At 61.0% G+C, this 14,097-nt stretch carries 13 protein-coding genes; 8 read left to right on the top strand and 5 right to left on the bottom strand.

Annotated features, from left to right (window positions below; genetic code table 11):
* Window positions 1-96 precede the first annotated feature (96 nt).
* Complete coding sequence (locus ACP7EG_RS12885) at window positions 97-1,437, top strand: TolC family outer membrane protein (RefSeq protein WP_426087900.1); 1,341 nt, start codon at window positions 97-99, stop codon at window positions 1,435-1,437.
* Window positions 1,438-1,506: 69 nt separating this feature from the next.
* Here the strand turns inward: ACP7EG_RS12885 and ACP7EG_RS12880 are convergent, their stop codons facing one another.
* Window positions 1,507-2,007: a DMT family transporter gene (locus tag ACP7EG_RS12880; protein ID WP_426087899.1), complete on the bottom strand. Its 501-nt coding sequence runs from the start codon at window positions 2,005-2,007 to the stop codon at window positions 1,507-1,509.
* A gap of 58 nt (window positions 2,008-2,065) precedes the next feature.
* On the opposite strand from ACP7EG_RS12880, the gene ACP7EG_RS12875 reads away from it, so the two are divergent.
* Entirely contained in the window at window positions 2,066-2,971 is a 906-nt protein-coding gene (locus tag ACP7EG_RS12875; RefSeq protein ID WP_426087898.1) for a LysR substrate-binding domain-containing protein, read from the top strand.
* 4 nt (window positions 2,972-2,975) lie between these two features.
* Here ACP7EG_RS12875 and gloA read toward each other — a convergent pair whose 3' ends face one another.
* From gloA to ACP7EG_RS12855, 4 genes are all read right to left on the bottom strand, one after another.
* Window positions 2,976-3,383 carry a lactoylglutathione lyase gene (gene gloA / locus ACP7EG_RS12870; protein WP_010401713.1) on the bottom strand — a complete coding sequence of 136 codons (408 nt, stop codon included), beginning with the start codon at window positions 3,381-3,383 and terminating at the stop codon, window positions 2,976-2,978.
* Between the two features lie 124 nt (window positions 3,384-3,507).
* A complete protein-coding gene (locus ACP7EG_RS12865; RefSeq protein ID WP_102121290.1) occupies window positions 3,508-3,930 on the bottom strand; it encodes an OsmC family protein in 423 nt (140 codons plus the stop codon).
* Between the two features lie 89 nt (window positions 3,931-4,019).
* Window positions 4,020-5,330, bottom strand: a complete 1,311-nt coding sequence (locus ACP7EG_RS12860; protein ID WP_426087897.1) for a PQQ-dependent sugar dehydrogenase — start codon at window positions 5,328-5,330, stop codon at window positions 4,020-4,022.
* 39 nt (window positions 5,331-5,369) lie between these two features.
* Window positions 5,370-5,636, bottom strand: coding sequence for a hypothetical protein (locus ACP7EG_RS12855; protein WP_096238034.1), 267 nt, complete (start codon window positions 5,634-5,636; stop codon window positions 5,370-5,372).
* 256 nt (window positions 5,637-5,892) lie between these two features.
* Between ACP7EG_RS12855 and ACP7EG_RS12850 the strand changes: the two genes are divergently transcribed.
* From ACP7EG_RS12850 to dnaJ, 6 genes are all read left to right on the top strand, one after another.
* Entirely contained in the window at window positions 5,893-6,864 is a 972-nt protein-coding gene (locus ACP7EG_RS12850; protein ID WP_243420365.1) for an NAD kinase, read from the top strand.
* 47 nt (window positions 6,865-6,911) lie between these two features.
* Window positions 6,912-8,579 carry a DNA repair protein RecN gene (gene recN / locus ACP7EG_RS12845; protein ID WP_426087896.1) on the top strand — a complete coding sequence of 556 codons (1,668 nt, stop codon included), beginning with the start codon at window positions 6,912-6,914 and terminating at the stop codon, window positions 8,577-8,579.
* Between the two features lie 196 nt (window positions 8,580-8,775).
* Window positions 8,776-9,885 (top strand): ferrochelatase, encoded by a 1,110-nt coding sequence (gene hemH, locus ACP7EG_RS12840; protein WP_426087895.1) that lies wholly within the window; start codon window positions 8,776-8,778, stop codon window positions 9,883-9,885.
* Between the two features lie 343 nt (window positions 9,886-10,228).
* Window positions 10,229-10,750, top strand: coding sequence for a nucleotide exchange factor GrpE (gene grpE / locus ACP7EG_RS12835; RefSeq protein WP_071075290.1), 522 nt, complete (start codon window positions 10,229-10,231; stop codon window positions 10,748-10,750).
* 91 nt (window positions 10,751-10,841) lie between these two features.
* Window positions 10,842-12,785 (top strand): molecular chaperone DnaK, encoded by a 1,944-nt coding sequence (gene dnaK, locus ACP7EG_RS12830; protein WP_071075291.1) that lies wholly within the window; start codon window positions 10,842-10,844, stop codon window positions 12,783-12,785.
* 160 nt (window positions 12,786-12,945) lie between these two features.
* On the top strand, window positions 12,946-14,079 hold the full coding sequence (gene dnaJ, locus ACP7EG_RS12825) for a molecular chaperone DnaJ (protein ID WP_071075292.1): 1,134 nt from the start codon (window positions 12,946-12,948) through the stop codon (window positions 14,077-14,079).
* Window positions 14,080-14,097: the final 18 nt, after the last annotated feature.

Raw genomic sequence — 14,097 nt, 5'->3', positions numbered from 1 at the left:
GCGGAGGCCTGTACCCCGCTCATCCGGCGGGTGCAAGGCAAGCGGTAGCAGATTTTTGATTCCATCAACTTTTGACGACTCCAACGGAGAAATGCAATGCGGAAACCCCTTATCGCCGTGCTGATGACCAGCGCCTTTGTCTCGATGACATGCTCGCTGCAAGCGCAGGCGGCCGATCTCATCCAGGTGTACCAGCAGGCGCTGGCCAATGACGCGCAGTACGCCAGCGCGCGCGCGGCCCTGTCGGCCGGGATGGAGCGGGTTCCGCAAGGGCTGGCAGGCTTGCTGCCGCAAATTTCCGCCTCGGGTAGCAATACGCGCGGCAATCAGGAGCAAATCGTCCAGAACAATGGCGGCAACAAGATCACTTCGCCATCCGTGAACGTGCGCACGAACAGCTACAACCTGACCCTGGCACAGCCGCTGTTCCGCTGGGACCGTTGGGAAACCTATCAGCAAAGCAAGCTGGCGCAAGCGATTGCCGAAGCGCAATTTGCACAAGTGCAGCAAGACCTGATCACGCGCGTGGCGCAGGCGTATTTCGATGTGCTCAGCGCGCAGGACAACCTGGGCGCCACGCAGGCGCAAAAGGTCGCCACGACGGAGCAGCTGGCATCGGCCAAGCGCAATTTCGAAGTCGGCACGCAAACGATCACCGACACGCACGAAGCGCAAGCGGCCTACGACCTGGTGGTGGCGCAGGAATTTGCCGCCATCAATGACCTGGCCAACAAACGCAGCGCCTTGCAAACCATCATCGGCGAAGCGCCGACCACCTTGGCGCCGATGCGCACGGGCGTGGTCATCAGCGCGCCGGAACCGGCTGCCGTCGAACCGTGGGTGTCATCCGCCGAAGAGCAGAACTATGGCGTCGTCACGGCCCAGTTCAATGTGGAATCGGCCAAACGCGACATCGGCCGCAACCGCGCCGGCCACTACCCGACGCTGGACCTGATCGCCAACGCTGGCCATACCTATTCCTCGGGTGGCGGCAATGGCAACGGCAACAACAATAATGCCATCGGCGTGCAGTGGAGCATCCCGATCTTCAGCGGCTTTGCCGTCACCAGCAAGGTGCGCGAATCGATCGCGCTGGAAAACAAGGCCCGCAACGACCTGGAAACGGCACGCCGCACGGCATCGCAGGGCGCGCGCCAGGCTTTCCTTGGCGTCAACAGCGGCCTGGCGCAAGTCAAGGCGCTGGAAGCGGCGGAAGTGTCGAGCAAATCGGCGCTGGAGTCGAACCAGCTCGGTTATCAAGTGGGCGTACGCATCAATATCGACGTCTTGAATGCACAGAAACAATTGTTCTCCACGCAAAAAGACCTGTCGAAAGCCCGTTACGACACCATCATGAACGGCTTGCGCCTGAAGGCGGCGGCCGGCACCCTGAAGGAAACGGATTTGATGCCCGTCAACGCCTTGCTGGACAAGTAAGCGGGATCTTGCTCTGAATGAAAACCAGCACCGGCAACGGCGCTGGTTTTTTTTCGCCCTGGCACCCGCTTATACAGCGCGGCTGTTGGCGACTTGGGTGAGGATGACGCCCGCTACCACCAGGCCCGCGCCGGCCCAGTGCAGCGGAGAAATATGCTTGACGGCAAAGCCCAGCAAGCCGTAGCGGTCGATGGCCAGCGCGGCCAGCATTTGCCCGCCGATGACGGCCGCCATGAAGGGGCCGGACCCCATGCGCGGCGCCAGCATCAGCGCGGCCGTAATATAAAACACGCCGGCCGCGCCGCCCAGCCAGGACCAGCCGGGTCCCCGCATGGCGAGCTGGACATCGGGCGCCGGCACCCGCCAGAGCAGCATCACCAGCGAGGCGAGTACGGCGCTGACGGCCAGCGAGGCGAGGGTGGCCCACAGCGGGTGGCCCAGGTTGCGGCCCAGTGCGGCATTCGCGCCCGCCTGAAAGGGGACGACGGCGCCGGCCAGCATGGCCAGCGGGGCAAGTACGGTAATCCATCCATGCATGTGCGACTCCCACAGTTGAGTTGATGGCGTCATCGTATTATGCTGTGATGATTAAATCCAATTCGTAATTTGCCATTCAACTATGCATCAAATGAATAATCTGCGCGCCGTCGATTTGAACTTGCTGGTCATCCTGGAAGCGCTGCTCAGCGAGCGCCATCTGTCGCGCGCGGCCGAACGCTTGCATATGAGTCAGCCTGCCGTCAGCCATGCGCTGGCCCGCCTGCGCCATCTGCTCGACGATCCACTGCTGTTGCGCGGCAAGGGCTGCTTTCAGCCGACGGCGCGCGCACTGGAATTGGCACGGCCGCTGGCCGAAGCGCTGCAAAGCGTGCGTTCCGTGCTGGGCGGCGCCGTTTTCGAGGCTGCCACGGCGCAGCGCGTGTTTCGCCTGGCCATGTCGGATTACGGCGCGGCGTTGCTCTTGCCCGCTTTGCTGCGCCGCTTGCGCGTGGAAGCGCCCGGCATCGATCTGGCCATCAGCTACGCCAGCCGCCCGGCCGTGATCGCTGGCGTGCAGGATGGCGAGATCGACCTGGCGCTGGGCGTGTTCCCGCAACTGCCTGAGCAATTACACAGGGAAACCTTATTCGAGGAAACGTTCGCGTGCGCGCTGGACCCGGCCAGCCTGGCGCCGGGCGAAACATTGAGTTTGGACACCTATCTGGCGCGCCCGCACGTGCTGGTGGCATCCGGCGAGGGCGGCATGGCGGCCGAAGTCGACGCAGCGCTGGCCCAGCTGGGCCAGACGCGCCGCATCGCCGTGCGCGTGCCGTACTGGACGGTCGCAGCGGATGTTGTGATGGGGACGGACATGATTTTGACGGTGGCGCGGCGCGCCTTGCGCGGCAGCGCGGCGCAAGGGCTGGCGCAGCATTCTGCGCCGTTTGCCATCGCGCCGTTTGCGTTTGAAACGATACGGCACCGCCGCACGGACGGTGATGCGGGCATCGCCTGGCTGCGCGCGGCCGTTGCACAGGCCGCCGGGCCAGGTTGAGCAATTACAGGCCGCCGCCCTGGCCGTCGAACTTGCGCTCGATCAATTCGATCTTGTAGCCATCCGGATCGGTGATGAAGGCGATGACCGTGTTGCCGCCTTTCACGGGGCCCGGTTCGCGCGTGACGTTGCCGCCATTCGCGCGTGCCGCATCGCAGGCGGCGACGATGTCGTCGGCCGAGATGGCGATGTGGCCATACGCCGTGCCCAGCTCGTAGCTGGTGGTGCCATAGTTATACGTCAGTTCGAGTTCCGCGTGGTCGGGGTTCGAGCCATAGCCGACGAAGGCCAGCGTGTACTGGTATTCGGGATTGTCGCTGGTGCGCAGCAACTTCATGCCCAGGACCTTGGTGTAAAAATCGATGGAGCGCTGCAGGTCGCCGACCCGTAACATGGTGTGCAAAATACGCATCGTAAATCCTTGATGGTGATAGGGGAATGGCAGGATTTTATGCGTTTTATGGCTTTCTTGCCGAAACCGCCCCGGCCGCCCTGGTGCAGGACAGCCGCAGACGGTGACCTTGGTGCCTCTGGATTTACTCCAGACGGGCGTCCAGCGTGATTTCCGTGGCCAGCAATTTGGACACGGGGCAGCCGAGCTTGGCGCGCAGGGCCGCATCCTGGAACGCTGCGTCGGTGGCGCCGGGAATGCTGGCCACCAGGGTCAGGTGGACGGCCGTGATGGCATAGCTGCCATCGATTTTTTCCAGGCTGACATCGGCCGTGGTTTTCAGGGCCGTGGCACGCAAGCCCGCCTCGCCCAGCTGGCCGGACAGGGCCATGGTGAAGCAGGCGGCATGGGCGGCGCCGATCAATTCTTCCGGATTGCTGCCGGGACCGTCTTCGAAGCGCGTGTTGAAGCCATATGCCACATTATCGAGCGCGCCGCTTTGGGTCGAAATAAACCCTTTGCCATCTTTAAGGCCGCCACTCCAGACGGCTGATCCTGTTTTTTTCATGATGTACTCCTTGCGTGGTTCGAAGGTCCATCATGCGCGCCCTGCCTTTGCGCTTCCGTTCGTTGCGTCACACTGTGGCAGATGGAGGTTCAACGGGCCGGCGTCACGCGCCAGATGACATTGCCCACGTCGTCCGCCACCAGCAGCGCGCCCGCCTTGTCGACGGCCACGCCGACGGGGCGCCCCTGCGCCTTGCCGTTCTCGTCCAGGAAGCCGCTGACGACATCCTGTGGCGGGCCGCTGGGCACGCCATTCGCGAAGGGCACATGGATGACTTTGTAGCCGCTGAAGGGCTTGCGGTTCCATGAGCCGTGCTGGCCGATGAAGGCGCCGCCCCGGTAGCGTTCGGGTAGCAATGTGCCGTCATAGAATGCCAGTCCCAGCGAGGCCGTGTGCGCGCCCAGCGCATAGTCGGGCGCAATGGCTGTGGCCACCAGTTCGGGGCGCGGCGGCTTGACCCGCGCATCGACGTGCTGGCCGAAATAACTGTAGGGCCAGCCATAGAAGGCACCTTCCTTGACCGAGGTCATGTAGTCCGGCACCAGGTCGTTGCCCAGCTCGTCGCGCTCATTGACGGCTGTCCACAAGGCGCCCGTTTTGGGTTGCCAGGCCATGCCATTCGGATTGCGCAAGCCGGTGGCATACACGCGTGCCTTGCCCGTGGCGCGCGTGAATTGCCAGATGGCGGCGCGGCCATCTTCGGCCGCCATGCCGTTCTCGCCCACATTGCTGTTCGAGCCGACGGAAACATATAAAAATTTGCCGTCGGCGCTGGCGATGACGTTCTTGGTCCAGTGGTGATTGATGGGCCCGCCCGGCAAATCCATTACCTTCACGCCCGGCGCCGTGATGGCCGTCTGGCCTTCCTTGTAGGGAAAGCGCAGCAGCGCATCCGAGTTGGCGATGTACAGCTCCTTGCCCACCAGGGCCATGCCGAATGGCGAGTTCAGCCCTTGCAGGAACACGCTGCGCGATTGCGCCACGCCATTCGCGTCAAAGCCGCGCAGCAGGGTGATGCGGTTGGCGCTGGGCGTGGCGGCACCCGCCTTTTTCATTTGCATCTGCATGATGGCACCCTTGATGCCTTTGCTGTCATCGGGCTTGGGCGGGGCATTCGTTTCCGCCACCAGCACGTCGCCATTTGGCAGCACGTACAACCAGCGCGGATGGTCGAGGTCGCGCGCATACGCCTGGATGGCCAGGCCGGACGCGACCACGGGGCGCTGCGCGGCCGTCCAGCGCTGCACGGGCGCCACGTTGACGGTGGGAATGAATTGCTTGTCTGGCGCGGGCAGGGCGGGTTGCGGGCCAAAGCCCACGGGCATGGCGGGCGCCTGGGCATGGGCGAACGTAGTGCTGCAGGCGGCGGCCAGCAGGAATGAACAGACGTAGCGGTGCATGGCGTACTCCGGAACAATAGCATTGCGTGAGGATGCGATTCAGCGCGCCTTCTTTGGTTCCAGTTGCGCATCGGGGCGGGCTTGCTGCGGCGCAGCCGGCTTGACCTTTTCCACGCCGGGCTGGGCGTGGCGGTCCGTGTCGACCAGGCCGCGTTCCAGGTCACTGGCCGCCTGTTGCATGATTTTGCGCGGGCGCACGTCTTGCGCATCGGGCGATTCGTCACGCTCGTGCGGCAGGCGGTCGACGCCGTCATTCTGGACCTTTTCATCGGTATTGATCTTGCGTTCGCTATGCTGGCTAACCATATGGCCTCCTGACAGTAAAGTACCACCAGTGTCCTGCCGCGCCAGGCCGCCTGCAAGCGGATTTGTCCGTGCTGGGAGCGCTGGCGCACGCATGGGCGATTCTTTTTCTGCGCTACACTGCGTGCAACACCAAGAACGCCCCTTGCAGGCACACGACAGGCACACTATACTGTGCATATATACAGTATCATGCGATGACGGCGTGCGACGCGACAGCCTGGGGCAGTTTGCCACCGAATTCACTACCGAGATTCTTATGCCCGTCGATACACACGCCGAACAACGTGCCGAACAGCCAGCCGCGACCTTGCCAGCCCCGGGCGAGCGCTTCAACCTGGGCGCCAAGACCATCGCCCTGGTCGTGCGCCAGAATACGGATGGCATTGCCGAACCCGTCAAAAGCATCGTCGATTTCCTGCAAGTGCTGGGCCACACGGTGGTCTTCGAGGCGGAGACGGCCGTGCATCTGAACCTGGCGTTTCCCGGTGTGCGCGCCATGTCGCCGGCCGAGATCGGCGCCGCCGCCGATTGCGCCATCGTCATGGGTGGCGACGGCACCATGCTGGGCATTGCGCGCCAACTGGCGCCATTCGACGTTCCCTTGATCGGTATCAATCAGGGGCGCCTGGGCTTCATGACGGATATCCCGCTCGAGCGCATGCTGCCCGTGCTGGCGCAAATTCTCGGTGGCCGCTTCAAGGCCGAACGCCGCACCTTGCTCGAAGGCAGTGTGCTGCGCGACGGCGAGTCGATTCACGTGGGCATGGCGGTCAATGATGTCGTCGTCTCGCGCGGCGCCGGCGCCGGCATGGCCGAATTGCGCGTCGAAGTCGACGGCCACTTCATGTACAACCAGCGCTCAGACGGCTTGATCATTTCCACGCCCACGGGCTCGACCGCGTACTCGCTGTCGGCCGGCGGCCCCTTGCTGCATCCGACTCTGGGCGGCATCGTGCTCGTGCCGATTGCCCCGCATGCGCTGTCGAACCGCCCCATCGTCTTGCCCGACTCCAGCCAGATCGTGGTGGAAATCGTGCGCGGGCGCGATATCAGCGTCAATTTCGACATGCAGACCTTTGCCAGCCTGGTGCAGCAAGACCGCATCCTCATCCGCCGTTCGCCGCACACGATTACCTTCCTGCATCCGGAAGGGTGGAGTTACTACAACACCCTGCGTGAAAAATTGCACTGGAATGAGTACCCGTCGGGCGAGGGCAAACTCAGCTAACATTTTCTCCACGCTAACCCGCGGTGCGCCGCCTAACCACAGAAGCCATGCTCCATACACTGTCCATTCGCGATTTTGTCATTGTCGATACCATTGAACTGGAATTTTCCGCCGGCTTCAGCGTGCTGACGGGTGAGACGGGCGCCGGCAAGTCCATCCTCATCGATGCGCTGACTCTGGCGCTGGGCGGGCGCGGCGATGCCAGCGTGGTGCGCGAAGGCGCGGCCAAGGCCGACATCACGGCTGATTTTTCCGTCAGCGAGGTGGCGCAGGCCTGGCTGGTGGCGCATGAGTTTGACAACGACGATGGCGGCGCCCTGCTGCGCCGCGTGATCGACAATGCGGGCCGCTCGAAGGCGTATATCAACGGCATTCCCGCCACGGCCGCGCAGTTGCGCGAACTGGGCGACATGCTGGTCGATATCCACGGCCAGCACGCGCACCAGTCGCTGCTGAAAAGCGAGGCGCAGCGCGCCCTGCTCGACGGCCAGGCGACGGCGCGCGAAGCGGGCGTGGAGCAGGATGCGCGGCAGGTGGCGGCGCTGCACAAGCGCTGGCGCGCCCTCGTGCGCCAGCGCGAAGAATTCGAAACGAATGCTGCCAACGTGCTGTACGAGCGCGAACGCCTGGAATGGCAAGTGGGCGAACTGGAAAAACTGGCCGCCAAGCCCGGCGAGTGGACGGACATCACGAACGAGCACAGCCGCCTGTCGCACGCAGCCAGCCTGCTGGAAGGGGCGCAGGAAGCCCTGTCCCTCATTTCCGAGTCGGAAGACCATCCGATCGTGTCGCAACTGTCGGCCCTGAATCAGAAGCTGGGCAAGCTGGTGTCCGTCGACGCGGAATTGCAGCCGATCGTCGACCTGATCGAATCGTCGCGCATCCAGCTGCAGGAATCCGTGTACGCGCTGAACAATTATCTGGACCGCGTGGAACTGGACCCGGAGCGCCTGCACCAGCTCGACGCGCGCATGGAAGCCATGCATAGCACGGCCCGCAAATTTCGCGTCACACCAGAAGAACTACCCGAGGAACACGCCAAGCTGTCGGAAAAGCTGCAGCACCTGGCGGACGCTTCCGATATCGACGGCTTGCTGCGCCAGGAAGCGAAGATTGAGGCCGAATACCGCAGCGTTGCCGAGCGCTTGTCCGACACGCGCCGCGCCGCCGCCCTGGAGCTGGGGCACGCCGTCACGCGCGCCATGCAGGAACTGAGCATGACGGGCGGCAGCTTCGAGATCGCCCTGCACCCGTGCGCACCGGCCGCCCACGGGCTCGAGCAAGTGGAATTTCTCGTTGCCGGCCATGCGGGCACGGCGCCCCGTTCGCTGGCCAAAGTGGCGTCCGGCGGCGAACTGGCGCGCATCGCGCTGGCCATTTCCGTCATTACCTCGCACGCTACCACCACGCCGACCCTGATCTTCGACGAAGTCGACAGCGGCATCGGCGGCGCCGTCGCCGAAGTCGTGGGTCGCCTGCTGAAACGCCTGGGACAGGGACGGCAAGTACTGTGCGTGACCCATTTGCCGCAAGTGGCCAGCCAGGCGAACCAGCATTTTCAGGTGGCAAAAAGTACCCTGGACAATGGCAAGACGGCGTCGCGCATCGACATGCTCGATGCCAAGGCCCGCGTGGAAGAAGTGGCGCGCATGCTGGGCGGCCTGGAAATCACGGCCACCACGCGCAAGCACGCACGCGAATTGCTGGCGATTTGATTCGTGGCTGGGGGCAGACCGGGGTCAGACCCGCCGGGTCTGACCCCAGCCTTTGCTTGTGGGCTAATTGTCGAGAGCCATCATTCCCCCCAGCCTTTGCTATGGGTGAATTGCATCAACATCCATCTTTCCCGATGTTGACGCAATGTAACTATAATGGTTGGGCTAATCCATCCAACGCCTTCGAAGAGCTTTCATGTCATTTCAAACAGAACCGCCGTACACGCATGGCAGTATCGACCGCAGCGCCGTGGTGCTGGTCAACCTGGGCACGCCCGATGCGCCGACCTCGTCGGCCGTGCGGCGCTACCTGAAGCAATTTTTGTCCGACCCGCGCGTGGTGGAGATTCCCCGCCTGGTCTGGTGGTTCATTTTGAACCTGATCATCTTGCCGTTCCGTTCCGGCCAATCGGCCAAGAAATATGCGTCGATCTGGACGCGCGAGGGCTCGCCCCTGAAAGTGCATACGCAAAAGCAAGCCAAGTTGCTGGCCGGCGCGCTGGCCGAGCGTGGCCACGATGGCGTGACGGTGGCCATGGCCATGCGTTACGGCTCGCCCTCCCTGCCCGAAGTGCTGGCAAAGCTGAAAAGCGAAGGCTGCGAGCGCATCGCCATCTTGCCTGCGTATCCGCAATACTCGGGCACGACGACGGGTTCCATCTACGACGCCGTGTTTGCCCATTACGCCACGGTGCGCAATGTGCCGGAATTGCGTTTTATTAAGCAGTATCACGAGCACGACACGTATATCGACGCCCTGCGCGATTCCGTACTGAACCATTGGGAAGCGCATGGTCGTCCGGAAAAACTGGTGATGAGTTTTCATGGCGTACCCAAGCGTACCTTGCTGCTGGGCGACCCCTACCACTGCCAATGCCTGAAAACGGCGCGCTTGCTGGCGGAAAAGTTAAAGTTAAGTAAAGAGCAATACGTGGTGACCTTCCAGTCGCGCTTTGGCAAGGCCGAATGGCTGCAGCCGTACACGGCACCTACCCTGGTGGCGCTGGCGCAACAGGGCGTCAAGCGCGTCGACCTGCTGTGTCCGGGCTTTACCAGCGATTGCCTGGAAACGCTGGAAGAGATCGCCATGGAAGCCAAGCATGATTTCGAAACGGCCGGCGGCCAGCAGTTTCATTACATCGCTTGCCTGAACGAAACGCCAGCCTGGATCGCGGGCATGGCGGAAATTGCCGAACAACACATGATCGGCTGGCCGACGATGAAGACGGCGCCGCAGCGCGAGGCGGACAGGAAAGCGGGCGAGCAGGCGCGCGAGGCGGCGCTGGCGCTGGGCGCGGCGAATTAAGGATAGTAAATTTTTGACAATCAAGGGCCGCGCTTGCGCGGCTTTGTCATGTCTGGCGCGACAAAAGTACTATCCAGATAGCAACGTCGCCAGTGGCGACGGCGGCGGCGCGGCTGGTAGAATGCCCGCTTTACGGTGGGAAGCCTGGAAAATCAAGGGGGCGCGCACGGATCGCTGGCCGAAATGGGTCGCGTTTTGTAAATAGCTGTAACATGGATCGATGTAAATCTGGTTTTGCCATGCATACCCCTTGAAACAATAGGATATAGCCCCATCTGCCCGTTAGTGTTGTAAAGATAGTTAGACTAACTCATTTAAGTCATTGATTGTAGGAGCTTTTCAGATGCAAGATCAGGAAAACCAAGCTGTACCTAATCCGCAAGCGGACGCCGCGGCTCCCGCAGAGCCTACTTTGGAAGAGCAGCTGGCGAGTACCGAAGCGCGTCTTGCAGAGATGCACGATGCCTTCATGCGCGCCAAGGCTGATGGTGAAAATATTCGCCGCCGTGCGCAGGAAGATGTTGCTAAAGCGCATAAATTCGCAGTGGAAAGCTTTGCCGAAGCCATGGTGCCGGTGAAAGACAGCCTGGAAACGGCGCTGACGGTGGAAGCACCGACCATCGAATCGCTGAAAGAAGGCGTCGAGATGACCCTGAAGCAATTGAATGCCGCGTTCGAGCGCAACCGCCTGGTGGAAGTGTTGCCGGTGCAGGGTGAAAAGCTCGATCCGATGAAACACCAGGCCGTTGCCGTGGTGCCAGCGGAGCAGGAAGCCAATACCATCGTGTCAGTCCTGCAAAAGGGCTATATGATTGCGGACCGCCTGCTGCGTCCAGCCATTGTAACGACCGCGCAAGCAAAATAATCAGAGTGCGGCATCAAGCAAGCCTTGAAACCATGCCGCTTTGCCACATATAAGAACCATCTGAAATCTAGCAAATAAAAGGAAAAAAATCATGGGTAGAATTATCGGTATCGATCTGGGAACCACGAATTCCTGCGTTTCCATCATGGAAAACGGTCAACCAAAGGTAATCGAAAACGCTGAAGGCGCACGCACGACGCCGTCGATTATTGCTTATCAAGAAGATGGCGAAATTCTCGTCGGCGCGCCGGCGAAACGCCAGGCCGTGACCAATCCGAAAAACACGCTGTACGCAGTCAAGCGTCTGATCGGTCGCAAGTTCGACGAAAAAGAAGTACAAAAAGACATCGCGCTGATGCCGTATCAAATCATGAAAGCCGACAACGGCGATGCATGGATCGGCGTACGCGACAAAAAACTGGCGCCGCCGCAAATTTCCGCTGAAGTGCTGCGCAAGATGAAGAAAACGGCAGAAGACTACCTCGGTGAAGAAGTTACCGAAGCCGTCATCACCGTGCCTGCTTATTTCAACGACTCGCAGCGTCAAGCCACCAAGGATGCCGGCCGTATCGCTGGTCTGGACGTCAAGCGCATCATCAACGAGCCAACCGCGGCAGCGCTGGCGTTCGGCTTGGACAAGACCGAAAAAGGCGACCGTAAAATCGCCGTGTATGACTTGGGTGGCGGTACGTTCGACGTGTCGATCATCGAAATCGCAGATGTTGATGGCGAAAAGCAATTTGAAGTGCTGTCGACCAACGGCGACACCTTCCTGGGTGGCGAAGACTTCGACCAGCGCATCATCGATTACATCATCGACGAGTTCAAGAAGATCAACGGCATCGATCTGAAAAAAGATCCGATCGCTCTGCAGCGCATCAAGGCTTCGGCCGAGCGCGCGAAGATCGAATTGTCGTCGTCGCAACAAACCGAGATCAACGAGCCGTACATCGCCATGGCCAATGGCGCACCGGTCCACCTGAACCTGAAGATGACCCGCGCCAAGCTGGAGTCGCTGGTGGAAGAACTGATCATCGCGACGATGGAACCATGCCGCATCGCCATCAAAGATGCTGGCGTGAAAGTGTCGGACATCGATGACATCATCCTGGTCGGCGGCATGACGCGTATGCCGAAGGTACAGGAAAAAGTGAAGGAATTCTTCGGCAAAGATCCACGCAAAGACGTGAATCCGGACGAAGCCGTGGCAGTGGGCGCAGCGATTCAAGGTTCGGTCCTGTCGGGCGAACGCAAAGACTTGCTGTTGCTGGACGTCACCCCTCTGTCCCTGGGTATCGAAACCCTGGGCGGCGTGATGACCAAGATGATCCACAAAAACACGACGATTCCGACCAAGTTCAGCCAGGTATTCTCGACGGCCGACGACAATCAGCCTGCGGTGACCATCAAGGTCTTCCAGGGTGAGCGCGAAATCGCCGCCGGCAACAAAGGCCTGGGTGAATTCAATCTGGAAGGCATCCCGCCATCGTCGCGCGGTACGCCACAGATCGAAGTGACCTTCGACATCGACGCCAACGGCATCTTGCATGTCGGCGCGAAAGACAAGGCCACCGGCAAGGAAAACAAGATCACGATCAAGGCCAATTCCGGCTTGACCGAGGCTGAAATCCAGAAGATGGTGAAAGACGCCGAGTTGAACGCGGAAGAAGACAAGAAGGTCAAAGAATTGGCCGAGTCGCGCAACCAGGCCGATGCTCTGGTACACTCGACCCGGAAATCCTTGACCGAATACGGCGACAAGCTCGATGCGGGCGAGAAAGAGAAGATCGAAGCGGCGATCACCGACCTGGAAGCAAGCATCAAGGCGGGCGACAAGGCTGAGATCGACACCAAGGTGGCTGCACTGTCGAGCGCATCGCAGAAACTGGGCGAAAAAATGTATGCCGACATGCAAGCGCAGCAAGCTGCCGGCGGCGCGGAAGGTGCACAGCAAGCTGCTGGCGCATCGGACGCAGGCGCCAAGCAAGACGACGTTGTTGACGCTGACTTCAAAGAAGTCAAAGACAGCAAGTAATGTCTTGCGCTCCCATGAACTGGGGGCAGCCGGGCTGAACGCTACATCGCGGGATTAGCCGCGAAGACCGGCCGAGCCGAGTCGTTGCCCAGTGCAGCACTCGACTCGGCTTTTTCGTGTAATTTTTACATCAGTAGATAGACTGCAAGGTGCCGACAACATGGCAAAGCGTGATTTTTACGAGACACTCGGTGTCGCAAAAAATGCTTCGGAAGAAGAGATCAAAAAGTCTTACCGTAAACTGGCGATGAAATACCATCCGGACCGCAATCCGGACAGTAAGGAATCGGAAGAAAAGTTTAAGGAAGTCAAAGAAGCCTACGAGATGCTGACCAATCCGGAAAAGCGCGAAGCGTATGACCGTTATGGTCACGCTGGCGTGGATCCGAATATGGGCGGCGGTGGCGGCTTCGGTGGCGGTGCTGGCGGCTTTGCCGACAGCTTCGGCGATATCTTCGGCGACATCTTTGGCGGTGGCGGAGGACGCAGCCGCAATGCGGGGCCACAGGTGTACCGTGGCGCCGACTTGCGCTACAACCTGGAAATTACACTGGAGCAAGCTGCGCACGGCTTCGACACGACCATCCGCGTGCCGAGCTGGGACAAATGCGACACGTGCCACGGCAGCGGCGCCAAGCCGGGCACGTCGCCAACCACCTGCGGTACTTGCGGTGGCCACGGCCAGGTGCGCATGCAGCAAGGTTTCTTCAGCATCCAGCAAACGTGCCCGAAATGTCATGGCAGCGGCAAGGTCATCACCGACCCCTGCACGCCATGCGGCGGCGCTGGTCGCATCAAGCGCAACAAGACGCTGGAAGTCAAGATACCAGTCGGTATCGACAACGGCATGCGTATCCGTTCGTCCGGCAACGGCGAACCGGGCACGAATGGCGGTCCGTCGGGCGACCTGTATGTGGAAATCCACATCAAGCCGCACGCCGTGTTCCAGCGCGAAGGCGACGACCTGCATTGCGAAATGCCGATCTCGTTCACCAAGGCGGCCCTGGGCGGCGAAATCGAAGTGCCAACCCTGAACGGCAAAGTGTCGTTCACGATTCCTGAGGGCACCCAGTCGGGCAAGACCTTCCGCCTGAAAGGCAAGGGAATCAAGGGCGTGCGCTCCGGTTACGCGGGCGACCTGTTCTGCCACGTGGCGATCGAAACACCGGTGAAACTGACGGAAAAACAGAAAGACCTGCTGCGCGACTTTGAAAAGTCGACCACCGAGGGCGGTGCCAAGCACAGTCCGCAAAGCAAGACCTGGAAAGACAAGGTCAAGGACTTTTTTGAGTAAGCACACGTAATACCATGC

This window comes from Janthinobacterium sp. PSPC1-1 (assembly GCF_049897625.1).
Taxonomy (GTDB): Bacteria; Pseudomonadota; Gammaproteobacteria; order Burkholderiales; family Burkholderiaceae_D; genus Janthinobacterium; species Janthinobacterium tructae.
Note: the sequence above shows the minus strand (reverse complement) of the source record. Positions and strands in the feature narration are given on the sequence as shown.

Bases quoted from the DNA above. Each gene is read 5' to 3' on its own strand.
- ACP7EG_RS12850 (WP_243420365.1), top strand. From the start codon at position 5,893: ATGCCCGTCGATACACACGCCGAACAACGTGCCGAACAGCCAGCCGCG.
- hemH (WP_426087895.1), top strand. From the start codon at position 8,776: ATGTCATTTCAAACAGAACCGCCGTACACGCATGGCAGTATCGACCGC.
- dnaJ (WP_071075292.1), top strand. From the start codon at position 12,946: ATGGCAAAGCGTGATTTTTACGAGACACTCGGTGTCGCAAAAAATGCT.
- ACP7EG_RS12860 (WP_426087897.1), bottom strand. From the start codon at position 5,330: ATGCACCGCTACGTCTGTTCATTCCTGCTGGCCGCCGCCTGCAGCACT.
- dnaK (WP_071075291.1), top strand. From the start codon at position 10,842: ATGGGTAGAATTATCGGTATCGATCTGGGAACCACGAATTCCTGCGTT.
- ACP7EG_RS12875 (WP_426087898.1), top strand. From the start codon at position 2,066: ATGAATAATCTGCGCGCCGTCGATTTGAACTTGCTGGTCATCCTGGAA.
- ACP7EG_RS12855 (WP_096238034.1), bottom strand. From the start codon at position 5,636: ATGGTTAGCCAGCATAGCGAACGCAAGATCAATACCGATGAAAAGGTC.
- grpE (WP_071075290.1), top strand. From the start codon at position 10,229: ATGCAAGATCAGGAAAACCAAGCTGTACCTAATCCGCAAGCGGACGCC.
- gloA (WP_010401713.1), bottom strand. From the start codon at position 3,383: ATGCGTATTTTGCACACCATGTTACGGGTCGGCGACCTGCAGCGCTCC.
- ACP7EG_RS12865 (WP_102121290.1), bottom strand. From the start codon at position 3,930: ATGAAAAAAACAGGATCAGCCGTCTGGAGTGGCGGCCTTAAAGATGGC.
- ACP7EG_RS12885 (WP_426087900.1), top strand. From the start codon at position 97: ATGCGGAAACCCCTTATCGCCGTGCTGATGACCAGCGCCTTTGTCTCG.
- ACP7EG_RS12880 (WP_426087899.1), bottom strand. From the start codon at position 2,007: ATGACGCCATCAACTCAACTGTGGGAGTCGCACATGCATGGATGGATT.
- recN (WP_426087896.1), top strand. From the start codon at position 6,912: ATGCTCCATACACTGTCCATTCGCGATTTTGTCATTGTCGATACCATT.